The following is a 22,058-nucleotide window of genomic DNA, read 5'->3' on the forward strand; positions in this document are numbered from 1 at the left end:
GAAGGGACTTATGAGCACCAAACTCAATTCCGTCATCTTCATCCACGGTCTGTGGATCCACGCCACCGCCTGGCAGCCGTGGCTGGACCTGTTCACCGAACGCGGGTATGCGGTATCGGCCCCGGGCTGGCCCGGTGATGGCGACACCGTCACCGAGACGCGTGACAACGCCGACGCCCTCAACGACATCGGAATCGAGGACATCGTCAACCACTATGTGGAGATCATCGACGCCGGCGGTAAGCACCAAGCCAAGCCCGTCGTGATCGGACATTCCTTCGGCGGCCTCATCGCTCAGGAGCTGCTCGCCGCGGGCCACGTCGCCGCGGCCGTCGCGATCGACCCGGCCCCCATCAAGGGCGTCAAGGCGCTGCCGCTGGCGCAATTGCGGTCGGCGTTCCCCGTACTCGGCAATCCGGCCAACCGGCACCGGACCGTGGCACTGAACGCCAAGCAGTTCCGCTACGCGTTCGGCAACACCCTGACCGAGCAGGAAAGCGATGAGCTGCACGACAAGTGGACGATTCCCGGCCCTGGTCGCCCGCTGTTCGAGGATGCCACCGCCAATTTCCACCGGGACTCGCCGGCCAAGGTCGACACTCACCTCATCGATCGCGGTCCACTACTGCTGACGTCGGGAACCGAAGACCACACGGTGCCGCTGAAGGTCACCAAGGAGGTGTACGGCCTCTACGAGAAGGGTGGATCCGACACCGAATTCCGCGAGTTCGACGGTCGTGGTCACTCGTTGACCATCGACGCCGGATGGCGTGACGTGGCCGACGTGGCCCTGGAATGGCTGGCGAGGAAGGGCTTCTGACGCTGCGGTCTGACAGCGCCGGGATGCATTCCGCGGTCACCGGCGTTCTCCGATGCAGAACGGGTTGACGACGGAGGGACGCGATGTACGACCTCGAGAACGCGATCCGTGACCGCCGGTCCATCCGCTTGTTCCTCCGCGACAAGCCGGTGCCTCGGGAACTCGTCACCGAATCACTGGAGCTGGCGATCCGCGCTCCGTCGAACTCCAATGTGCAGCCGTGGCATGTGATCTTCGCGTCCGGCCCGGTGCGGGATCGCCTGGCCGAGGCGCTGCTCGAGCAGGCTGACATCGAGGCTCCGAACGTGCCCGAACTGCCGGAGTCGTTTGCGCACCTGCGCCGTGAGCTGGGCGCACTGGTGTACGGGACGATGGGTGTCGCGCGCGACGATGCCGAAGCCAGACGCCTTGCCATCCTGCGTAATTGGGAGTCTTCCGCGCACCCGTGGCCGGCATCGTCTGCATGCACCGCGACCTGGGTTATGTCGACGCCGTCGGTGTCGGCATGTTCCTGCAGACCTTCCTGCTCGCGCTCACCGCACGCGGCTTGGGCAGTTGCGTGCAGGTCTCGGTCGCCGGCTATCCCGATGTGCTGCGCGAACAGCTGGGGATCGGCGAGGAGATGCGCATTCTGTGCGGTGTCTCGATCGGCTATCCCGATCCGGAGTTCGCGTGCAATCAGCTGATCGTGCCGCGCAATCCGCTCGAGAACAACGTCGTGTTCATCGACAGCTGATCAGCGGGCGAGATCCCACTGGCCGAAGTCCGGCGCCAACACGTCGTCGACGTCGACGCTGACTCCGTCGATGATCGCGCCTGGGTCGGACGCGGTGACGACCTCACGTTGGAACAACACCGCGGCGGGTTCGCGGGCACCCCCCGACCATGCTTTGGTCTGCCAGGCCCAGCGATGGCCGGGACTCGTGGAATGACCGACCACGCCGTCGCCGATCGCCCATCCGAGTTGACGGGCGCCGCCGTACATCCCGGTGCGCTCGACACCGAGCACCGAGTTGATACCCCGGAACCATTGGACCGCTGTGCTTTTCCACGTGTCGGCGTTGATGTCCTCGTCGACGCTGAAGAAGATCGGCGCCGAATTCGGTCCACCCGCCGCGCCGTGAATCCGCAGCGCGGTCTGGGCGTCGGCCACGCCGCCGTCGAAGGCGCGGGTGAAATCCGAGGGTGTGGGCCAGCCGGGCTTACCGAACTGGTAGCAGCTGACGACATGCAGCCCGGCCGCAATGAGTCCGTCGGTGTAGTCGCGGGTGACCGGCTTGAAATCGAAGGTGGCGCCCGGCCGCAGCTCGGACACGTAGACCAGAGCCCCGTCGTAGCCGGCGGCCTTGATCTGCTCGGGCGAAACCAGCTGCACCGCGAAATCGATCAGCCGCAGCCCCTCGGCGGATGCCTTCGGCGCACCGAGGGCAGCGGCACCGGCCAGCGCCGTGAGCGCATACCGGAAGACGTCGCGCCGGGTCGGCTCCATCACGACCGCGCCGTGATGAGCGAGGGTTCACCGACCCCGATGGTGATCTGCGGGTTGGCCGCGGGGTCAAGCCAATTCAGTATCGACTTCATTTCGTCGCGGCCGATGGCAATGCAGCCCCACGTGGGATTGCCGTCGGTCACGTGCAGGAAAATCCCGGCCACCTTGCCCGGAATGCGTTGGGGGTTGGACGTGATGTTCACCGCGTAGTCGTAGACCGGTCCCGAGTCGTAGAGGTTCTCCGCGATGCCCGACGGCTGGGCCGCGGCCCGCACGTGGGTGTTGTACGTCGGGGACTTGCCGTCCTCGTCCCACCAGTCCTGGTTGGTGGCCTGGAAATAAGGCATCTTCGTGCCCGGGTTGGGCTCACGGCCGAAGGCCTGGTCGAATCCGAAGGTGCCCTCCGGGGTGCGGTAGACGCCGTCGGCCGGGGCGCCGACGCCCAATTCGCCGACCTTGGCCGGCGTGGGACCCAGCACAACCTTCCAGTCCTGCCCGACCCGCTGGAAGGCGGTCAGCGTGCCGGTGGTGGAGTTGGCGGCGGGCACGCCGACGACGATCCATTGCGAGGTCTCCGGTGCGGCGCTCGCCGGTGGGGCCAGGAGCACACTCAGAAGCAGGGCTAGGCCGATTCGCACCACGAGGCTCGCCACGGCGTTCATCGTAACTGCAGCATGGGGGCGATTCGGTGCAGCGAAATGGCCTTACACCCGGGTTCAGCAGTACTGGACCGTACTGCCGTACGCGCTCTATGGTGAGCGCGTGACCAAGATTGCCGACTACGAGGCGGAATCGTCGCCGTGGTCGCCGCGCGAAGCGGAGCTGCTGGCTGCCACGCTGCAGCTGCTGCAGCTGCATGGATACGAGCGGCTGACTGTCGACGCTGTCGCGGCGACCGCGAAAGCGAGCAAGGCCACGGTGTATCGGCGCTGGCCGTCGAAGGGTGAGCTGGTCTTGGCGGCCTTCATCGAAGGCGTTCGCTGCAAGGCGGTGCGGCCCGACACCGGAAGCCTGCGGGAGGACTTGCTGAGCCTCGGCGATGCCATTACCGAACACGCGGACGAACACTCCGCCACCATCCGGGCGGTGATGGTGGAGGTCTCCCGCGACCCCGCACTCCGCGAGGCCATGCAGCATCAGTTCCTCGACCAGCGCAAGGCCTTGATCGAGTCGGTCCTGCAGCACGCCGTCGACCGCGGTGAGATCAAAGCGGAGGCGATCACCGAGGAACTCTGGGATCTGCTGCCCGGCTACCTGATCTTCCGGTCGATCGTCCCCAACCGGCCGCCCAACCGGCAGACCGTGCGGGCGCTCGTGGACAACGTCATCATCCCCAGCCTCACCCGTCCTATCAGCTAGAACGAAGTGTTGCCTGCGGCGATCCAGTACCGTACCGTACCGTACCGTCTAGAGCGATCAGCCCCTGCTGACCGGGAAACGATCTCTCCCCGCCAAGTAATCGTGTTCGCCGGTTATCGAAAGGCCAACGGGTGCAGAGGGTTTCGAACGAAGCTCAGGATCAGCAAGTGACTGACCGGACTCTGACCCACCGGGTCGCCCGGGCCACCCGGACGCTCTGCATCCCGATCCTGCTGTTCTGGCTGGCGATCACCGTTCTCAGCAACGCGCTGGTGCCGCAGCTGGAAGTCGTCGGCAAGGAGCACAACGTCGCGCTGAGCTCCCCCGACTCGCCCTCGCTGCAGGCGTTCAAACGGATCGGGAACGTCTTCGGCGAGTTCGACTCCGACAGCGCGGCGATGATCGTCCTCGAAGGCGACCAACCGCTCGGCGCCGAAGCGCACCGGTACTACGACGAACTGATCCGGCGAGTCTCCGCCGATCGCAAACACGTCCAACACATCCAAGATTTCTGGGGCGATCCCCTGACCGCTGCAGGCGCGCAGAGCCCCGACGGCAAGGCCGCCTACGTCCAGGTGTTCCTGTCCGGCAACCAGGGCGAGGCGCTGTCGCTGGCATCGGTCGACGCGGTCCGCGACATCGTCGAACACACACCGGCACCGCCCGGGATCAAGGCTTATGTCACCGGCGCGGCCCCGCAGGTCGCCGACCAGTTCGAAAGCGGTGACAAGGGCACGACGAAGGTCACCCTGCTCACCATCGGGGTGATCGCGATCATGCTGCTGCTGGTGTACCGGTCTGTGGTCACCATGCTGTTGATGCTCATCACGGTGCTCATCGAAATGTCCGCGGCCCGCGGCATCGTGTCGTTCTTGGCCAACTCCGGGTTCATCGGACTTTCCACCTATTCCACCAACATCCTCACGCTGCTGGTCATCGCCGCCGGCACCGACTATGCGATCTTCCTCGTCGGCCGCTATCACGAAGAGCGGTCGGCGGGTGTGGACCGGCAGACCGCGTTCTATGACACCTACCGCGGGACCTCCCACGTCATTTTGGGGTCCGGGCTGACGATCATCGGCGCGGTCTACTGCCTGACGTTCACCCGCAATCCCTATTTCCAGAGTCTCGGCATTCCCGCCGCGATCGGTGTTTTCATCGCGCTGATCGCCGCACTGACCCTGGCCCCCGCCGTTCTGACGATCGCCAGTCACTTCGGTCTGCTCGACCCCAAGCGCCGGACCCGAACTCGGGGTTGGCGGCGTATCGGAACCGCTATCGTGCGGTGGCCCGGCCCCATCCTTGTTGTCTCCCTGGGGATCGCGCTGATCGGTCTGTTGGCGCTGCCCGGCTACAAGACCAGTTACGACGTCGGTGCCTATATGCCCGCCGATGTTCCGTCCAACGTCGGCTACACCGCCGCTGAGCGGCACTTCTCTAAGGCCCGACTCAATCCCGAACTGCTGATGATCGAGTCCAACCACGATCTGCGGAACCCGACCGACATGATTCTGTTGGAGCGGGTCGCCAAGGCCGTCTTCCATACGCCCGGCATCGCGATGGTCCAATCCATCACGCGCCCATTGGGAACCCCGCTCGACCACAGCTCGGTGCCCTTCCAGATCAGCGCTCAAAGCAGCGCGCAGATCAACAACCTGCCCTATCAGCAGGCGCGCGCCGCAGACCTGCTCAAGCAGGTAGGCGAGATCGACAAGACGATCAACATCCTGCGGGAGCAGTACGCCTTGCAACAGCAGAGTTCCGCAGCCACTCATGAGCAGGTCGAGGCATTCCACCAGACCGTCGCTGTGGCACAGGATCTGCGCAACAAGATCGCGAACTTCGATGATTTCTTCCGGCCGCTGCGCAACTACTTCTACTGGGAGCCGCACTGCTTCGACATCCCGGCCTGCGCGGCGTTGCGTTCGGTCTTCGACGCACTCGACGGAATCGATGCCCTGACCGACCAACTGGCCAATGTCACAGCCAGTTTGGACAAGCTGGATGCGCTGCAGCCGAAGTTGCTCGCCTTGATTCCGCAACAGATCGACAGCCAGCAGGCCAACCGCGAGCTGTCCATGACGAACTACGCCACCCAGTCCGGTATCTACGACCAAACGGCGGCGGCGCTGCAGAACGCGACCGCCCTCGGCGCGGCGTTCGACGCCTCGAAGACCGACGACTCGTTCTACCTCCCACCGGAGGCGTTCAGTAACAGCGAGTTCCAGCGCGGACTGAAGCTGTTCCTCTCCCCCGACGGCAAGGCCGCCCGGATGATCATCACCCACGACGTGGATCCCGCTACGCCCGAGGGTCTTTCCCACATCGAGAAGATTCGGCATGCGGTGCAGGAGGCGGTGAAGGGAACCCCGCTGGCCGGCTCGAGCATCTACATCGGCGGTACCGCCGCGACCTACAAAGACATCTCCGATATGGCCAAGTACGACTTGATGATCGCCGGAATCGCCGCGCTCAGCCTGATCCTGCTCATCATGATGTTCATCACCAGAAGCATCGTGGCCGCGTTGGTGATCGTCGGCACCGTGGCGCTCTCACTCGGCGCCTCGTTCGGATTGTCGGTTCTGGTGTGGCAGGACCTGTTGGGCAAGCCGTTGTACTGGGTTGTGCTCGCACTGGCCGTGATCCTGCTGCTGGCAGTGGGTTCGGACTACAACCTGCTGTTGATATCGCGGTTCAAGGAAGAGATCGGCGCCGGACTCAACACCGGCATCATCCGGGCCATGGCCAGCACCGGCGGTGTCGTCACCGCCGCCGGCCTGGTATTCGCCTTCACGATGGCCTCACTTGCCTTCAGTGATCTTCTGGTTCTGGGCCAGATCGGCACCACCATTGGGCTCGGCTTGTTGTTCGACACGTTGATCGTCCGGTCGTTCATGACGCCGTCGATCGCCGCGCTTCTAGGCCGGTGGTTCTGGTGGCCGCTGCGCGTACGGCCGCGGCCGGCCAGCGCGATGTTGCGGCCCTACGGATCCCGGCCTGCAGTTCGGCAGCTGCTGTTGTGGGACGACTGACGGCACTGTCAGCAAGAACACATTGTTTCCACATTGAGATCTAGGTTTGTCCCAAATGCAACAGGGGTAACTTTGGTAACAGCGCTGGCATACCGGCGCCGCCCTGACCAGCTAAGAAAGAGTCGAATGGATCTCCGTTATGAACACAATCCTTTACTTCAGCTCCAACGGCCCCGTATATGAGACCCGCGCCTACACCAAGGCCGACATCGACCGCCTCTTCAAGGGCCGTCAGCTCCACTGCCTGACCAGTCCCGACCGGCAATTCGATTTCTGGTTCAGCCCGTCGCCCCCGGGATGCCAGAGCCGGATCAACCAGCAAGCAACTGAAATTCTTCTGGCGACAACCAACTTCACCGCCAAGTCGGTGCCGCTTCTGCCCGGCTGCGTTGTCGTCGCCACCCATGATGCAGACGGTGACCTTGACGGCCTCAGCTGGCAACAGCTCGACCTCCTGGTCCACAAGAGCCGCTCCCTGACCACCCGGGAACTGCGGTTGTTGGACAAGCGAATTCAGCGTCACAACCGGCGCCCGGCCCGGCCCGTCCGCCCCGCCGCCGTCACCCCGATGCCGGCCGCGAAGCCGCGCGCGACGGTGAAGCGGACCGTGAAGGCAGCCTCCTAGGTCGTGAGACCGCGGTTGGCCCCTTCCGCATCGAAATTCACTTTTCGCAGCGGAAGTTCGAGTGCGGCGTCGCAAAACGTGAAATTCGATGCGGGCGGGTCGTAGTTCCGCCTTGAGATCCTCGCGTTCTACGCACTTGTGCTGATGTACTGGCCAGCAACGGCTTTGCCTCGCAGCATGCCGCCACGCTCCCCTCTCAGGCCGGTCGAGTCTCCACGAAGGTCAGCGTGGCACCCACGCCGTCCTTCGGCGTGTACAGCAAAACAGACACCTGCCCGTCCTCCACGGTCGTCGACAGGTTCGCACCGTAGATCTTGTTCGCGATGGCATCTGACCCGGGGCCTTTGCCCTGCATGAACATCTCGACGGTGTGCTCACCGGGTTCACACGCGATGAAGTGCGCTTCGTAGAACGGCTCCTCGGTGCGCCGGCCGTCGACCTCGATGACAGCGGTGCTGCCTTGGGCGACCGCTCTGCCGATGACGTCGAGATGGGCGGCATGCAGCAGCTTGCCGATGACCTTCTGACCCGGCGTCAACCCCACCTGGATCTCGATGCCGGTCTGCCCGTTCATGCTGGTCAGCGTAGTGGCTGCCGGGCCGATCGGACGACGCATTGTCGCGATGGGAAAGCCATTGAGGTCGAGCTGCATCTGCTCTGAAGGCATGGTCTGACAATGCGCGCACAACCAGCTACGGGGAACTGAGCTCAGTTCGTACCCCGAGTACTGGCTGACGACGTCGGCCGTGTCCCCACCCTGGCTCCCAGGGGAACCGGCCGTGATTGTCGGCCCACACAAGTTGGAACGCGCGGATCCGCGGGCCAAATAACCGCACCCCGAATTTCAAGTGCACGTCAGGGTGTTCGACCTCAACCACCTCGATGAGGAAGCGGTCTTCGAAGTCGATGTGCATCGCCGGCTCCAAGGTCGTGCCGTCGTCGACAATCATGTGTGCGATGGAGTTGAGCACGCTGGCGGAAACTTCGGGTCTCAACCCGGTGATCAGCAATTCCGGCAAGTCGTGGTCATGCAAACCGATCGTGTACGCGAAGGGCCGATTTTCGCTCTCGACGAATTGCACGGCCCAACCGTGGTCACGGATCGTCGCCTGCAATTCCTCCAGATAATCCTCTGTAGTGGCGTCGGGGTGGTCGCATCGCCAGCACATGGCACGCCTTTCTGTAGTGGTTGCGACCACAATGCGCGCGGGCTCCGACAAGTTTCGGCTTGCCACACGATTAGAGGTTTTGCGTCGTCGGCAAATACCATCGACCACGCAATGAGCGATCAAGACCTCGAAACCCGCGCACCGTCCACGGCTGCCGCAAACCGGCTCGCGACCGAAGCGGGCCGCCGGCGAACCTTCGCCGTCATCAGCCACCCGGACGCTGGTAAGTCCACGCTCACCGAGGCGTTGGTGCTGCACGCCAGGATCATCACCCAGGCCGGCGCCATCCACGGCAAAGCCGGGCGCCGGTCCACGGTGTCGGACTGGATGGAGATGGAACAGGCCAGGGGTATCTCCATCACCTCGACGGCGCTGCAGTTCCCGTACCACTCGCCCGAGGGCCAGGACTGCGTAATCAACCTGCTCGACACCCCCGGGCACGCCGACTTCTCCGAGGACACCTACCGGGTGCTCAGTGCCGTCGACTGCGCCGTCATGCTGATCGACGCGGCCAAGGGCCTGGAACCGCAGACGCTCAAGCTGTTTCAGGTGTGCAAGCACCGCGGCCTGCCGATCCTCACGGTCATCAACAAGTGGGACCGTCCCGGCCGCCACGCACTGGAACTCCTCGACGAGATCCAGGAACGCATCGGGCTCAAGCCCACCCCGTTGACCTGGCCGGTCGGCATCGCCGGCGACTTCAAAGGTGTGCTGGACCGCCGCACCGGCAACTTCATCCGGTTCACCAGAACCGCAGGCGGCGCCACCGCTGCCCCCGAGGAACACATCGCACCCGAGCACGCGCACGACGCGGCCGGCGTCGACTGGGACAACGCGGTCGAAGAATGCGAACTGCTTTCCGCCGATGACGCCGACCACGACCAGGAGGCGTTCCTGCAGGGTGTGACGACGCCCGTCCTGTTCACCTCTGCGGCGCTGAACTTCGGTGTGAACCAGCTGCTGGACAACCTGACCCGGCTCGCGCCGCCGCCGAGCGGCCAGGCCGACGTCGACGGCAACATCCGACCGGTCGACGCACCGTTCAGCGCGTTCGTCTTCAAGGTGCAGGCCGGCATGGACTCCGCTCACCGCGACCGGATCGCGTACGCCCGAGTGTGTTCGGGGACTTTCGAGCGAGGCGACGTCCTCACCCACGCCGCGACCGGCAAGCCGTTCGTCACCAAGTACGCGCAGTCGGTGTTCGGCCAACAGCGCTCAACGCTCGACAACGCGTGGCCCGGAGATGTCATCGGGCTTGCCAACGCGGCGGCGCTACGGCCGGGCGACACCCTGTTCCGTGACGTGCCCGTGCAGTTCCCACCGATACCGAGCTTCTCGCCGGCGTATTTCTCGGTCGCGCGGGGCACCGACCCGAGCAAGCACAAGCAATTCCGCAAGGGCATCGAACAACTCGAGCAGGAAGGCGTGGTGCAGGTTCTGCGGTCCGACCGTCGCGGTGAGCAGGCGCCGGTCCTCGCCGCCGTCGGCCCGCTGCAGTTCGAGGTGACCAGTCACCGGATGGCCACCGAGTTCAACGCGCCGATCTCGCTCGAGTCACTGCCCTACACCGTGGCGCGCGCCGTCGATCCCGAGGACGCGCCGTTCGTGGACAAGCAGGTGTCGACGGAAGTCCTCACTCGCACCGACGGCGTCATGCTCGCGCTGTTCACCACGAAGTGGCGACTGCAGGGCTTCTGTGAGGACAACCCGAAGGTGACGCTGCGCCCGCTGGTCGCGGCCGGCGACGACTGATCACCACTTCGCGGCGACGTTGGCCGCGATCTGGTCGGCAATCTTCGACGCCGAGTCACCGGGGTCGGCGGCGCAGGTGTTGACGTCGATGATGATGTTGTTGCGGTGCTCCAACGCCCGGCCGCAGGCCCGGCCCGGGGCACTGGCCTCTTCCTCAGTCGCGGTGGTGCTCATCGTGTCCTCGGTGGTGGCGATCGGGCCCACAGTCCAGTGCGTCTGGCTCTGCGTGTGGGTGAAGTCGTGGCAGGCGGGCCACTGGTGCGCCGAGGCGGTGAAGAACGCTCGGGCTTGGTCGGCGGTGGGAAACAGCACCACGGCCTGTTTGACGTAATGCTCCAATTTGTCACCGTCGCTGAGGCTTTGGTCGCGCTCCGCCACAAAGCCACTGCCGGCGTACACGCGAGTCTCCGCGGCGCCGTCGATGGCGAGGCACTCCGGCGGTGTCATGATAGGGGCGTTGTCGGCCATCGAGGTCGCGGTGTTGGTGACCGCCATGTTGTTGACACCCACCGCGGCGTTCACCTGGTCAGGGCTGAGCAACAGACCCGATATCTCTCGTTCGACGAGAGGGCGCGCGATCAACTTGGGGGCGGTCGCTTTCACAGCAGTGCCTCCGGTGGTGCCGCCACACCCGGCGCTGACCACCGCACACCCCACGGCCGCTGTCGCGACCAGCATTCGACGATCCATCTCACGCCCGGTATACCCACGATCAGGCGGAACATAGGCGCGGTCCCCGGTGCTTAGCTGTTGGCGGTGGACAGACCCGCCTTGACCTGCCGGGTCAGATCGTCGGCCAGGATTTCGGATTGGCCGGCGAGCAGTCCGTCAAGGGCCATTTTCGCCACCACCGCTGGATCGGTCTTCTGGTCGGCGGGGACGAAGCTGGCCATGTCGGTGTCCATATAGCCGACATGCAGGGAGGCCACGTGAATCCCCTTGGGGGCGAGTTCTGTTCGTAGCGCATCGGTCATCGCCCAGCCGGCAGCCTTGGCTGCCGCGTAGGCACCGACTGCGGGTGCGTGGTACCACGACAATACGGACAGCACATTGAGGATCGAGCCGCCGCCGTTCTTCTCGATGATTGGCACGAACTCGCGGGTGGTGTTCAGCGTCCCGAAGTAGTGCGTCTCCATCTCGAGCCGAATGTCCTCGATCGACCCGGTCAGCAGATCGGCGCCGGTGTAGACGCCCGCATTGTTCACCAGCACCTTCACGTCGTTGGCGATCGACGCGGCCCGCCGCACCGACTCCGGGTCGGTGATGTCCAGTTGAACCGGAATAGCACCCGGCAGGTCGACGGTCTCCGGTCGGCGCGCGCCCGCATAGACCTTCGCTCCCCGTGCGACCAGTTCGGTAGCGAACTGTCGTCCCAATCCCCGGTTGGCGCCTGTTACCAGTGCGGTGATCTGCTCGGTCATCGGTGTCCCTTTCCACGGTGCTTGCCTGGCGCAACACTAGAACAGGCTAGGTTCATTCCGCTAGACCTAGCCAACGGTTGGGAGGAATGACCTACCAGCTACGAGGACCCCGGTCGTGGCCGACGGCTCTGGGCGAAACCCACGATGGTCTGATGCAGCATCACATGCACGTCGCGCGCGGCGCCGCAGCGCTTGCCGCCGCCATGGGAATCGGTCGATTCGTCTACACCCCGATCCTGCCGTTGATGACCGCACAAACGACCCTGACGCCTCACACTGCGGCCACCCTGGCGACGGCCAATTACGTCGGCTACCTCGCGGGCGCACTGGTCGGTTCCGTGTGGCCGCGCGTCGCCCGCTCGATGGTCCTCTGCCGGGTATCGCTGGTGGCACTGGTCGTGAGCCTGGCCGGTATGCCCCTGTCCGACACCACGGTGGAATGGGTTCTGCTGCGGACGGTGGCCGGCGTGACCAGTGCCCTGGTGTTCGTGATCGCCGTCAACACCTTGCTGGAGCACCCGCACGGGCGACCTGCCCATCTGGCCGGGTGGGGATTCGGCGGGATCGGCGCAGGCATTGCGCTATCGGCAGTGCTGGTGCTGGCCAGTGAGCAGTGGCGGCTGGCCTGGTGGACCTCGGCTGCAGCTGCCGCGGTCTTGACCGCCGCCGCCTGGACGATGCCTGCCGCGCCTGTGGCCACTGCGTCGGCGTCCGCAACGCGAATCAAATTGCCGCACAGACATTTTGGGCTGCTCGCTGTGAGCTACACCCTCGAAGGCGTCGGATACATCATCGCCGGCACGTTCCTGGTTGCCGCGGTCACGCAGAATGCGCCGCACTGGCTCGGCGGTGCGACCTGGCTCGTCGTGGGCTTGGCGACCGTCCCCTCCGCGGCATTGTGGTCGGCGTTAAGTTCACGATGGTCGCATCCCGGACTGCTGGTGGCGGCGCTCTGCGCGCAGGCCGCGGGAATTGCCGCCGCCGGGGTCTTCGGCGGCGTCGCGGCCGCACTGATCGGGGCGGTGCTCTTCGGCGGCACGTTCATCGGGGTCAGCACGTTGTCGCTTGCGGCAGCGCGTGCGCTGCGCTATCCGCGCGCCGTGGCGCTGCTGACTGCCGGCTACTCGGTCGGCCAGATACTCGGCCCGCTCGCGGTCAGCCCACTGCTGCACAACGGATTCCGGCCCGCCCTGGTGGTCGGTGCGTTGGTCGTGTCAGCCGCCGCCGCGGTCGCTGGGCTGATGCGGATCATCGGCGGGCAGCCAGACAGAATGATCAGAGAGCCCGAAATCACCGATGTCCCGGGTGAATTCGTCGACCAGGGTGGCAACCACCGGGTTGTCTTCGTCGCGCCGCCACACCAGTGACCACGTCCATAGCGGGGCCGGGTTGATCACCGCACGCCGGACCAGGTCCTTGGGCAGCGACGCGTCCTGGCCCTTCGGATTGTTGATCACTGGACGGCCAAGTCCTCGTACATGCTCCAGGAACGTCGCCCCGGTGACGCCGCCGTCGTCGGTACGCATGACGCGGGCACCGGTGGCGGCCGCGAACTGCTCGGCATAGCGATTCCACGACGACCAACTGCCGGCGTCCGCGTCGATCAGCACGACCGTGTCGGGGGCCTCGACGGGCGAATCGTCTGGGCCGGTCGCAAGCGCGTAGAGCCGGTCCACGCCCAACAGTCGCGCCTCGAGCGCGAGCGCTTGCAGGTCGGTGTTCTGGACCCAGCAGATCGCGAGATCGAGGCTGCCGTCGGCGACCCGCGCGGCCTGCGTGTGCGACGGCATTACCCACGTGTCCACCCGCAGCTGCGCGATCCCCGCCGCGCGCTCGGACCAATCGGTGGGACACCAGTTGACGTAGCCCACGCGCACCGGCTGTGAGCTCCCCAGACTTGAAGCACGCCTGCGCAATTCGTCTGCCTGGGCGATGAGGGCCCTGGCGTCGGGCAGTAGTGCGGCACCTGCCGGTGTCAGGGTCACTGAGCGGCGGTCGCGGTCGAACAGGGTGACCTTGAGCTCACGCTCGAGAACCTTGATCTGCTGGGACAGTGACGGTCCGGCGATGCGCAGACGCGCAGCCGCGCGACCGAAGTTCAGCTCCTCGGCCACGGCGACGAAGTAGCGCAGTTGCCGCAACTCCATCGCTGCAGCCTAGTAGGCGCAGCCTCCCAGCAGGGAGGGGACCGATCGCGCAGGCGTGGCATCGGCGGCCCGCCCGAGGCGTTGAGCCAGTCACACAGCGAAGGAAAGGACCATCGACATGAGCACTCCGACACGGGTCGCCGTCATCACCGGCGCCTCCCAGGGCATCGGCGCCGGCTTGGTACGGGGCTACCGCAGGCTGGGCTACGCGGTCGTCGCCAACTCCCGAAGCATCGGTGACACCGACGATCCGCTGGTACTCACTGTCGCCGGCGATATCTCCGAACCCGGTGTGGGACAACGTATTATCGATGCGGCGTTGCAGCGCTTCGGCTGTGTCGACACCGTGGTGAACAACGCCGGGATCTTCATCGCCAAGCCGTTCACCGACTACACCGACACTGACTACGATGCCATCACCGGGGTGAACATGCGCGGCTTCTTCGAGCTCACCCGAGCGGCGATGCGGGTCCTGAAAGCCGGTGGCCACGTCGTGAACATCTCGACCAGTTTGGTGGATCAGACGAATTCACAGGTGCCGTCCGCTCTGGCGTCTCTGACCAAAGGCGGCCTGAACGCAGCGACCAAGGCGCTGGCGATCGAGTACGCCGGGCGCGGGATCCGGGTCAACGCCGTCGCTCTCGGAGTCATCAGCACCCCGATGCACGATCCGTCCGACCACGCCGCGCTGGCGGGACTGCATCCCCTGGGTCGGCTCGGCGAGATCGATGAGGCGGTCGAGGCGGTGCTGTACTTGGAGCAGGCCGGCTTGGTCACCGGTGAGATCCTCCACGTGGACGGGGGCCAAAGTGCCGGACATTGAGCGTCTTCTGCGTTCGGTGCTGGATCAGTGGAGGGCCGGCATCGACGAACACAACCCCCAGGCAGTCGCCGAACTGTTCACCGGCGACGCGATCTTTCAGGGGTTGCGCCCGTACAGCGTGGGCCCTCAGGGAGTCTTCGACTACTACGACTCCCAGCCGACCGGTATGACGGTGGACTTCTCCGTTCTCGAGTCGCGGCGCCTCGGCGATGACGCCGTGCTCGGCTACATCGCCGCGACGTTCGTGCTTCCCACCGGCGAGGTGAAGGATCTTCGGTTGGGCTTGGTCATTGTCCGCGCCGGCGGGGATTGGCGGATCGCGTACTACCAGGCGGGCCCGGCGCCTGGCTAGTGACCGAGGTGAATCTGCAGTCCGTGGCTGCGCAGCTGCTCGAAGCTGTAGCTGAATTCGCCTCGGCGGCCGATGGATACGAGATAGCGGTCCTGGCCTTCGGTGATCGGGAACGTGAAGGAGAACGTGCAGTTGGCGGTGTCACCGGTTCCGGCACCCAGTGACGTGGTGGTGAGGATTTCGCCCTTGTCGTTCTTGACGGTGACCGGTGTGGTGCGACCGACGTCGGCATAGCCGTCCGTGCCGTGGCACGACCCGCCGTCAGTGACGATCGCGCCGGTGCCGAGGGTGTCGGTCAGCACGAATACCCCTGAGATTTTGGCGGATTCGAGGACGCGAAAGCCCTTGTTGAACTTCGGGCAGAACACGTCGACGGCGATCTTGTCGGCGAGCAGACCCTGCTGCTGCCCGCCGTGCTCGAGCTGATTGCACACCTCGTGTCCGTGGGCCACCGCATTGGCCTCGGAATTGAACTGATCGAACAGCCCCGCCGTCTGCAATGCCTGCACGTAGTCGACTTCGGGCGGCGGCGTCGGTTTGTGCCGTGCCCAGAGAAGGCCGCCGACCACGCCCGCGACCATGACGATCACCGCCGTCGTCACTCCGGTGGCCAGCCACGTCAACCGGATGCTCGACCTGGCGACCGGCACTTCGACATAGCCGGGCAGCAGCTGGCCGCCGACGGGGTCGTTCGACTCGGACCTGCCGTTGCGAACCCGGTTGGTGGGGTGCCCGGCGCTGTAGTAGCGACCCTCGAAGCGGGCCGCGGGATCGGGCCGCCAGCCGGTCGGCGGGGTGGGCGTCAGCACCCCGCCGCAGCGTGCGCAAGTCCCGTGTGCGTCCAGGTCAGCCCCGCAATAGGGGCAGGCCGCGGGCGCTCGCTTCATCGCTCTTGAATATCACCGATACCGCCGCCTCGCTGCGGCAACGCGTTCTTTCCGCAGCCGTGCGCACTGGGCAGCGCGGCGTGTCGACGGTGCGTCCCGGCGTGCGGGTTAGGGTGCTGTGGTCGGCTTCAGTGAACAAGCCGATAGAAAAGTTGAGCAATTCATGACTGCACCAACAGAGACGTCACCACTCGAAGCGCGGGTCGGCCACTACTACCGGATGGACGGCACATACCTCGTCGGCCGCGAAAAGCTTCGCGAGTACGCCCGTGCCGTGCAGGACTACCACCCTGCTCACTGGGACGTCGCCGCGGCCGCCGAGCTGGGCTACTCAGACGTCATCGCGCCGTTGACGTTCACGTCGGCGCCGGGCATGCAGTGCAATCGCCGGATGTTCGAATCGATCGTCGTCGGTTACGACACCTATCTGCAGACCGAGGAGGTCTTCGAGCAGCACCGACCGATCGTCGCCGGTGACGAGCTGGTGATCGACGTCGAGCTGACCTCGGTACGCCGCACCGCGGGCCGGGACTTCATCACCGTCACCAACACCTTCACCGACGCCGACGGGGAGCGGGTGCACACCCTGCACACCACGGTCGTCGGCGTGACCGCGGAGGACATCGACGCGGGCGTGAAGGTCGCCGTTCAGAACGCGATGATGCACGACATGAACATCCTCGACATCGGCGGAAACGACGCCGAGTACACCAAGGAGTTGCGGCCCGAGGGCGAGATCCGGATCGCCGACGGAGGTCTGACCCGTACACCGGGGTCGCGGTCGTTCGACGATGTCTCGGTCGGTGAGGAGTTGCCGCCCCACCACACCCGGGTGTCGCGCGGCGATCTGGTGAACTACGCCGGTGTGGCCGGCGACGCCAACCCCATCCACTGGGATGAGGACATCGCCAAGTTGGCCGGGCTGCCCGACGTGATCGCCCACGGCATGCTCACCATGGGCCTCGGCGCCGGATTTCACTCGAGCTGGTCCGGCGACCCGGGCGCGGTGACCCGCTTCGCGGTGCGGCTGTCGCAACCCGCTGTCGTCTCGGCCAAAGAGGGCGCCGACATCGAGTTCAGCGGCAAGGTCAAGTCGCTGGACCCGGAAACCCGGTCGGGCGTTGTTCTCATCGGCGCGAAATCCGCGGGCAAGAAGATCTTTGGCCTGGCGACGATGAACGTGCGGTTCGCCTGAGGTCGGTCTACCCGCACGCCTCGGATAGCCACTGGCCGATCCCGCGCGGATCTGCGATGTGATCCGGATCGACAACGCGCAGCGCGGCGTTGACCGCCATCGCCGCCTCGCAACTGTCCGGGTCCTGCAGCACGACCCGCCCCCCGGCGCCTTTCACGTCCTCGCAGCCGCGCGCCCCGTCCTCACTCGCGCAGGAAAGCAGAACGGCCGTCACCGAATTGACGAGCTGGGCCGCGCTGGAAAACGCCGCGTCCAGTGACGGGCGCGAGCATAGGATCGGCGGATCCAACGTCAGATGGGCTCGCACGCCGGGGCCCGTCTCGTACTGCTCGATCGGCGTCTGCGGCTCCGTGGACCGCCTCCGGTCGTTGCCCGCCAGCAGGTGGTACCCCGCGGGGGCGAGAATGACCTCGCCCGGCGTGCAGGCGTAGGGGCTGCTGGTCGGTTCACGGATCGGAATTGCGGTGTAGCCCTGGAGAACTTGGTCGAGTCCCGCGTACTGCGGTGCGCGGTGCAACACCACGAACACCACCGTGTTGCCGATGTCGACGAGGGTCTCGAAGATCCCCCGCAGCGCCTTGATACCCCCGGCGCTGCCTCCGATCACAACGACGTCAGGGCCGGACACGCTGGTTCTGGCTCTTGGCGTAGATGCCCAGGCGGCGGTCCTGCGGCTTGAACAACCGCATGCCGTCGACGGTGAGGCCTTCCCTCGGACCGATGACCAGACTGCCGAACGGAGCCAAGCTATCCCAGAACATCCGTTCAGCCCGGCGCTGCAGCGTGTCCTCGAAATAGATGAAGACGTTGCGGCACATGATCAGATGGAATTCGCCGAATGTGCTGTCGGTCGCCAAATTGTGCGAGAAGAATTCCAGCCGCGACCGCAGTGCCGGGCTGAGAATGCACCGATCATATTTGGCGATGTACCAGTCCGAGAACGGCCTTTCTCCGCCGCTGGCTTGATAATTGCGGGTCGCTCCGACCATCGCATCCGCGGGATAGATCGCCGCGGCAGCGACTTTGAGGGAATCGCTGTCGATATCGGTTGCGTAGATCGTGGACCGATCCAACAAACCGGCCTCATCCAGCATGATCGCCATCGAATACGCTTCCTCGCCCGTCGCACACCCCGCGACCCAGATGCGGATGCGCGGATAGGTGGCCAGCCGCGGCAACAGCTCCGTGCGAATCTTCTTGAACACCAACGGGTCCCGGAACATCTCGGTCACGTTGACCGTCATCGTCGATAGCAGCGAGGCCAGCAGACTCGGATCACGAAGCACCCGGTCCTGGGCTCTGGAGATGGTGCCCAACGAATGCCGTTCGACGAACGCCATCAGCCGCCGGTTGCGCGAGGCGTCCGTGTAGTGACGGAAGTCGTAGCCGAGGAACTCGAACACCGCATAGAAGAACGCCTCTGCCTCGATCGCCGTCAGTTCCTTGGACCGGGCCGCGTCATTCTCTGCGGGATCACTCATTGGTGGTTGCCGCCCCCTGCTGGCCGCGTAACCGACTGCCCAGCCAGACCCTGAGCACCGACGTCAATTGGTCCATGTCGACCGGTTTGGTGACATAGTCCGATGCGCCTGCGTCCAAGCACTTCTGGCGGTCGCCCTTCATCGCCTTGGCGGTCAGCGCCACGATAGGCAAGCTGCGCCAACGGGATTCAGCCCGGATCCGGCGCATCGCCTCGTAACCATCCATGACCGGCATCATGATGTCCATCAGCACCAGTCCCACCTCCGGATGGGCGGCGAGGCTGTCGAGCCCTTCTTGACCGTTGCGGGCCGGTATCACCGTGATCCCATACCGCTTCAGCGCGCTGCCGAGTGAGAAGACGTTGCGCACGTCGTCGTCGACCAGCAGGACGGTGTTGCCCGCGAGGCTTTCGTCGACCCGCTTGGGGTTCGAGAGAATTTCCCGGGCCGAGTCGGGCATGTCGTTGGCCACGCGATGGAGGAACAGCGCTGTTTCGTCCAGCAGCCGCTCGGGTGATTTGGCGTTCTTCAGCACGATCGCAGAGGCCAGCACTTCGAGGCGCTGCGTCTCGGCTGTGGTCAATTCCCTTCCGGTATGCACGATTACCGGCAAGTGCTTCTGCTTGAGTTGATCCTTGACGCGCTCGATGAGGTCGATGCCGTCCATATCGGGCAAGCCGAGATCGAGAACCAGGCAGTCGTAGGACGTCGGGCCGGCCAACTCGGCGAGCACCTGTTGGCCGGTGCCGACGCACGTGATCGCGATATCGTCGCTTTCGATCATGTGCTTGACGACCTGGCGTTGGCTGGCATCGTCTTCGGCGACCAGCACGTGCCGCGGTCCCGGCTTCAGGAAGTCGGCCACCGCGCTGAACATCGAACGGAGATCGTCGACTTCGGCGGGCTTGTTCAACGTGTGGATGGCACCCATCCGCCGCCCACGGCCGTCGTCGTTGGAACCCGAGATGACGTTGACCGGTATGTGCCGGGTGGCGAGATCATGCTTGAGGACGTCGAGGACGACCCAGCCGGCCATATCCGGCAGACCGATATCCAAGGTGATCGCGGCGGGCTGGCATTCCTTCGCCAGCGCCAACGCCATGCGCCCGCTCGCGGTGACGACCGCGTCGAAGCCGGCCTCGGTGGCCAACTCGACCAGGAGCCCCGCGAAGGTCGGGTCGTCCTCGACCACGAGCAGGACCGGTTTGGGCCCCTGCGGCCAGTCGACGGACGAAATGTCCACCGCGCCAATGCGTGCCAGGGCGCCGTCCACCTCGGGCGACATCTGGCCGGACGACGGCTGCGGGGCAGTCCCCGATCCGTTCCCGGCCACCTGCTGTGATACCGGCGGGGCAACCACGCTGCTCGATACCGTTGCGGCCCGCGGGGTTTCGGGCTGCGTGGATTCGCCTGCCTGCGGGGCCGCGACGGGCAGATAGCAGGTAAAGGTGGATCCCTCGCCCAGCGCGCTGCGCAGCGTGATCTCGCCACCCAGGTTGCGGGCCAGTTCGCGGCTGATCGCCAGCCCCAACCCGGTGCCACCGTACTGCCGGGTGGTTCCCCTGGCCGCCTGCTGGAAGGACTCGAAGATCAGGTGGTGGTCCTTTTCGTCGATGCCGATTCCGGTATCGACGACGGCCAGGGACAGATAACCCGTGCCCGGATTGCCGTCGATATCGCCTGCCGCGGACAGTTCCACGGTCACCGAACCTTCGTCGGTGAACTTGATCGCGTTGGCCACCAGGTTCTTCGCTATCTGCTTCACGCGGGTGTAGTCACTCGTGAGCTGCACGGGTGTGGAGTCACCCACCACGACGTGGAAGCCGACGCCTTTGTTGTCCGCGATCGGGCGGAAGGTGCGCTCGAGGAAGGCGACCAGATCGTTCACCTGGATCAGCTCCCGCTCCAGACGCAACGATCCGGATTCGACCTTGGCCAGGTCGAGGACCTCGTCGATGAGGTTCAACAGGTCCTTGCCGGACTGCTGGATCGTCTCCGCGAACTCCTGCTGTTTGTCGGTGAGCGGGTCATCCGAATCGGCCAACAAGCCGGCCAGGATCAGGATGCTGTTCAGCGGTGTGCGCAGTTCGTGCGACATATTCGCCAGGAATTCCGACTTGTACCGCGACGACACGGCCAGTTCCTCGGCCTTCGCTTCGAGGGTTTGGCTGAGCCGATGCAGCTCGTCGTTCTTCTGCTCCAACGACTGCGCCTGCGACTCGAGCCGTTCCGAACTCGCTCTGAGCTCTTCCTGTTGCGAGCGCAACTCCTCGGTCGTCTCCTCCAGTTCCGCGTTCTGTGCCGACAACTGGTCCTCGCGCTGCGTCAGCTGTTCGTTCGCGGTGCGCAGTTCTTCTTCCTGGGCCTGCAGTTCTTCGGTCTGTGCCTGGGATAGCCGCAGCAACTCACTGGTCTTCTGCGCCGACTCGATGGCGCTCAGAGCCACTCCTGCTCCCAGCGCAATGCTCTCCAAGAGTTCGACGTCCTCCTCGGAGAACAACTGCAGGCCGGCAAGCTCGAGAACCCCATGTACCTCGGACTCGAATTTGATGGGGATCAGGATCAGGGACACGGGCTCGGTCTTGCCCAGGCCCGAGACGATTTCGACATAGTCCCCGGGCGCGCCGGTCACCTCGATCCGGTTTCCCTCCAGCGCGCACTGGCCGACCAGACCATCGCCTATCCCGAAAGAAGTCGGCAGGTCCTTTCGGCGGTGGAAGGCGTAGGACGCAACCAGCGCGAATTGGTCCGTCTCCTGTGTCTGCCGCAGGTAGAGGGCCCCGTGCTTGGCGTCGAGTGCCTGCGCGGTGCGCGACACGATGATGGAGCCAGCGGACGCCAGATCGGGCGCCGCCTGCACCTCGGTCATCAGGTTCGCCTGAATTTCCTTGGAGCGTCGTGCCTTTTCGTTCTGTTCGGCCGCCGATGTCACCGTGCGGTGGATATTGCGGCTGGTGAAATACAGCAGAATGCCCAGCACCAGAACGATTGCGCTGGCGAGTATCCACAGCAGAGACCGGGCGAAACTGACCGCTTGTCCCGCCCTCGTGTTGGCACTCTCGACGGCCTTGACCGCGTCCTGCTCGATCTGGCCCAGCTGAGTCTCCAGCAGCGCGACCTGATCGGCGTGTTCTCTCCCCGAAGCGGCTGCCTGCTCGGCATTTTGGGCCTTCTGCAGATCGGAGCGATAGTTCGACCGGAAGGTGACCCAGGTTGCCAACGCCTGTTGATAGAGCGAGCGGATGGCGTCGTTGTCGTCGGTTTCTGCGCCTGCACGAAGCTCGGTGTCGACCGTCTTGTCCAGTTGGTCGATCTCAGCCGTGAGTTCCGCACGACGGGCGGGATCGTTGGAAAACAGCAGCCTGTCGTGCGCGACGAGCAGGGCCTTCAGATCCCGCTGGGTGTCGAGTGCGGCAACCTGGTCGTTGCGGGCCTGGGAACGCTGCTCGAACAGGTCGGTGATCTGCCTGAGTTGAACGGTGTAAAGCGTATTCGCCAAAATCACT

Annotated in this window: 19 protein-coding genes and 2 pseudogenes; 10 read left to right on the forward strand and 11 right to left on the reverse strand. The window is 65.0% G+C overall.

Annotation, left to right across the window (positions count from 1 at the left end; translation table 11 throughout):
- Nucleotides 1-10 precede the first annotated feature (10 nt).
- Complete coding sequence (locus K0O64_RS28880; RefSeq protein ID WP_071948471.1) at nt 11-820, forward strand: alpha/beta hydrolase; 810 nt, start codon at nt 11-13, stop codon at nt 818-820.
- Nucleotides 821-903: 83 nt separating this feature from the next.
- Nucleotides 904-1,556, forward strand: a pseudogene (locus K0O64_RS28885) (nitroreductase).
- Here the strand turns inward: K0O64_RS28885 and K0O64_RS28890 are convergent.
- Both K0O64_RS28890 and K0O64_RS28895 read right to left on the reverse strand, forming a co-directional pair.
- Nucleotides 1,557-2,309, reverse strand: coding sequence for a DUF1906 domain-containing protein (locus K0O64_RS28890; protein ID WP_071948468.1), 753 nt, complete (start codon nt 2,307-2,309; stop codon nt 1,557-1,559).
- Entirely contained in the window at nt 2,309-2,971 is a 663-nt protein-coding gene (locus K0O64_RS28895; protein ID WP_071948467.1) for a L,D-transpeptidase family protein, read from the reverse strand. Before K0O64_RS28895 ends, K0O64_RS28890 begins: the two co-directional genes overlap by 1 nt.
- A 100-nt stretch (nt 2,972-3,071) precedes the next feature.
- On the opposite strand from K0O64_RS28895, the gene K0O64_RS28900 reads away from it, so the two are divergent.
- The 3 genes from K0O64_RS28900 to K0O64_RS28910 all read left to right on the forward strand — a co-directional run bounded on the left by K0O64_RS28900 (nt 3,072) and on the right by K0O64_RS28910 (nt 7,325).
- On the forward strand, nt 3,072-3,668 hold the full coding sequence (locus K0O64_RS28900) for a TetR-like C-terminal domain-containing protein (RefSeq protein ID WP_096312580.1): 597 nt from the start codon (nt 3,072-3,074) through the stop codon (nt 3,666-3,668).
- A 167-nt stretch (nt 3,669-3,835) separates the two neighbouring features.
- Complete coding sequence (locus K0O64_RS28905; protein WP_071948465.1) at nt 3,836-6,700, forward strand: MMPL/RND family transporter; 2,865 nt, start codon at nt 3,836-3,838, stop codon at nt 6,698-6,700.
- Nucleotides 6,701-6,839: 139 nt separating this feature from the next.
- Nucleotides 6,840-7,325 (forward strand): hypothetical protein, encoded by a 486-nt coding sequence (locus K0O64_RS28910; protein WP_096312581.1) that lies wholly within the window; start codon nt 6,840-6,842, stop codon nt 7,323-7,325.
- Nucleotides 7,326-7,521: 196 nt separating this feature from the next.
- Here the strand turns inward: K0O64_RS28910 and K0O64_RS28915 are convergent, their stop codons facing one another.
- A complete protein-coding gene (locus K0O64_RS28915) occupies nt 7,522-7,992 on the reverse strand; it encodes a hypothetical protein (protein WP_125477518.1) in 471 nt (156 codons plus the stop codon).
- 25 nt (nt 7,993-8,017) lie between these two features.
- The gene (locus K0O64_RS28920; protein WP_225933572.1) at nt 8,018-8,560 is read right to left on the reverse strand and encodes a DUF4262 domain-containing protein; all 543 of its coding nucleotides are present in this window, start codon (nt 8,558-8,560) and stop codon (nt 8,018-8,020) included.
- Nucleotides 8,561-8,605: 45 nt separating this feature from the next.
- Between K0O64_RS28920 and K0O64_RS28925 the strand changes: the two genes are divergently transcribed.
- On the forward strand, nt 8,606-10,246 hold the full coding sequence (locus tag K0O64_RS28925) for a peptide chain release factor 3 (RefSeq protein ID WP_071948461.1): 1,641 nt from the start codon (nt 8,606-8,608) through the stop codon (nt 10,244-10,246).
- On the opposite strand, the gene K0O64_RS28930 is transcribed toward K0O64_RS28925, so the two are convergent.
- Both K0O64_RS28930 and K0O64_RS28935 read right to left on the reverse strand, forming a co-directional pair.
- Nucleotides 10,247-10,924 (reverse strand): sensor domain-containing protein, encoded by a 678-nt coding sequence (locus K0O64_RS28930; RefSeq protein WP_071948460.1) that lies wholly within the window; start codon nt 10,922-10,924, stop codon nt 10,247-10,249.
- 65 nt (nt 10,925-10,989) lie between these two features.
- A complete protein-coding gene (locus tag K0O64_RS28935) occupies nt 10,990-11,667 on the reverse strand; it encodes an SDR family oxidoreductase (protein WP_071948459.1) in 678 nt (225 codons plus the stop codon).
- Between the two features lie 203 nt (nt 11,668-11,870).
- On the opposite strand from K0O64_RS28935, the pseudogene K0O64_RS28940 reads away from it, so the two are divergent.
- Nucleotides 11,871-12,839 (forward strand): annotated as a pseudogene (locus K0O64_RS28940) (YbfB/YjiJ family MFS transporter); the annotation flags it as partial.
- A 42-nt stretch (nt 12,840-12,881) separates the two neighbouring features.
- Here the strand turns inward: K0O64_RS28940 and K0O64_RS28945 are convergent.
- On the reverse strand, nt 12,882-13,814 hold the full coding sequence (locus K0O64_RS28945) for a LysR family transcriptional regulator (protein ID WP_071948458.1): 933 nt from the start codon (nt 13,812-13,814) through the stop codon (nt 12,882-12,884).
- 118 nt (nt 13,815-13,932) lie between these two features.
- On the opposite strand from K0O64_RS28945, the gene K0O64_RS28950 reads away from it, so the two are divergent.
- Both K0O64_RS28950 and K0O64_RS28955 read left to right on the forward strand, forming a co-directional pair.
- The gene (locus K0O64_RS28950; RefSeq protein ID WP_071948457.1) at nt 13,933-14,637 is read left to right on the forward strand and encodes an SDR family NAD(P)-dependent oxidoreductase; all 705 of its coding nucleotides are present in this window, start codon (nt 13,933-13,935) and stop codon (nt 14,635-14,637) included.
- Nucleotides 14,624-14,989, forward strand: coding sequence for an SgcJ/EcaC family oxidoreductase (locus tag K0O64_RS28955; protein WP_071948456.1), 366 nt, complete (start codon nt 14,624-14,626; stop codon nt 14,987-14,989). Before K0O64_RS28950 ends, K0O64_RS28955 begins: the two co-directional genes overlap by 14 nt.
- On the opposite strand, the gene K0O64_RS28960 is transcribed toward K0O64_RS28955, so the two are convergent.
- Nucleotides 14,986-15,798, reverse strand: a complete 813-nt coding sequence (locus K0O64_RS28960) for a DUF732 domain-containing protein (RefSeq protein WP_225933573.1) — start codon at nt 15,796-15,798, stop codon at nt 14,986-14,988. The genes K0O64_RS28955 and K0O64_RS28960 overlap by 4 nt on opposite strands.
- Before the next feature lie 241 nt (nt 15,799-16,039).
- Here K0O64_RS28960 and K0O64_RS28965 point away from each other — a divergent pair, with 241 nt between their 5' ends.
- A complete protein-coding gene (locus K0O64_RS28965; protein ID WP_071950211.1) occupies nt 16,040-17,071 on the forward strand; it encodes a fused (3R)-hydroxyacyl-ACP dehydratase subunits HadA/HadB in 1,032 nt (343 codons plus the stop codon).
- Between the two features lie 7 nt (nt 17,072-17,078).
- Here the strand turns inward: K0O64_RS28965 and K0O64_RS28970 are convergent, their stop codons facing one another.
- Genes K0O64_RS28970 through K0O64_RS28980 form a run of 3 tightly spaced genes read right to left on the reverse strand, consistent with a single transcriptional unit; the run spans nt 17,079 to nt 22,057 of the window.
- Nucleotides 17,079-17,699 (reverse strand): chemotaxis protein CheB, encoded by a 621-nt coding sequence (locus K0O64_RS28970; protein WP_071948454.1) that lies wholly within the window; start codon nt 17,697-17,699, stop codon nt 17,079-17,081.
- Nucleotides 17,686-18,552, reverse strand: a complete 867-nt coding sequence (locus tag K0O64_RS28975; protein WP_071948453.1) for a CheR family methyltransferase — start codon at nt 18,550-18,552, stop codon at nt 17,686-17,688. The genes K0O64_RS28970 and K0O64_RS28975 overlap by 14 nt, the downstream gene beginning before the upstream one ends.
- A complete protein-coding gene (locus K0O64_RS28980; protein WP_225933574.1) occupies nt 18,545-22,057 on the reverse strand; it encodes a response regulator in 3,513 nt (1,170 codons plus the stop codon). Before K0O64_RS28980 ends, K0O64_RS28975 begins: the two co-directional genes overlap by 8 nt.
- Nucleotide 22,058 lies beyond the last annotated feature (1 nt).

Origin of the sequence: Mycolicibacterium pallens, assembly GCF_019456675.1 — a bacterium.
GTDB lineage: Bacteria > Actinomycetota > Actinomycetes > Mycobacteriales > Mycobacteriaceae > Mycobacterium > Mycobacterium crocinum.

Excerpts from the sequence above, each read along its gene's own strand:
- K0O64_RS28945 (WP_071948458.1), bottom strand. The coding sequence starts at position 13,814 with ATGGAGTTGCGGCAACTGCGCTACTTCGTCGCCGTGGCCGAGGAGCTG.
- K0O64_RS28925 (WP_071948461.1), top strand. The coding sequence starts at position 8,606 with ATGAGCGATCAAGACCTCGAAACCCGCGCACCGTCCACGGCTGCCGCA.
- K0O64_RS28950 (WP_071948457.1), top strand. The coding sequence starts at position 13,933 with ATGAGCACTCCGACACGGGTCGCCGTCATCACCGGCGCCTCCCAGGGC.
- K0O64_RS28910 (WP_096312581.1), top strand. The coding sequence starts at position 6,840 with ATGAACACAATCCTTTACTTCAGCTCCAACGGCCCCGTATATGAGACC.
- K0O64_RS28930 (WP_071948460.1), bottom strand. The coding sequence starts at position 10,924 with ATGCTGGTCGCGACAGCGGCCGTGGGGTGTGCGGTGGTCAGCGCCGGG.
- K0O64_RS28915 (WP_125477518.1), bottom strand. The coding sequence starts at position 7,992 with ATGCCTTCAGAGCAGATGCAGCTCGACCTCAATGGCTTTCCCATCGCG.
- K0O64_RS28880 (WP_071948471.1), top strand. The coding sequence starts at position 11 with ATGAGCACCAAACTCAATTCCGTCATCTTCATCCACGGTCTGTGGATC.
- K0O64_RS28975 (WP_071948453.1), bottom strand. The coding sequence starts at position 18,552 with ATGAGTGATCCCGCAGAGAATGACGCGGCCCGGTCCAAGGAACTGACG.
- K0O64_RS28895 (WP_071948467.1), bottom strand. The coding sequence starts at position 2,971 with ATGAACGCCGTGGCGAGCCTCGTGGTGCGAATCGGCCTAGCCCTGCTT.
- K0O64_RS28965 (WP_071950211.1), top strand. The coding sequence starts at position 16,040 with ATGACTGCACCAACAGAGACGTCACCACTCGAAGCGCGGGTCGGCCAC.
- K0O64_RS28935 (WP_071948459.1), bottom strand. The coding sequence starts at position 11,667 with ATGACCGAGCAGATCACCGCACTGGTAACAGGCGCCAACCGGGGATTG.
- K0O64_RS28890 (WP_071948468.1), bottom strand. The coding sequence starts at position 2,309 with ATGGAGCCGACCCGGCGCGACGTCTTCCGGTATGCGCTCACGGCGCTG.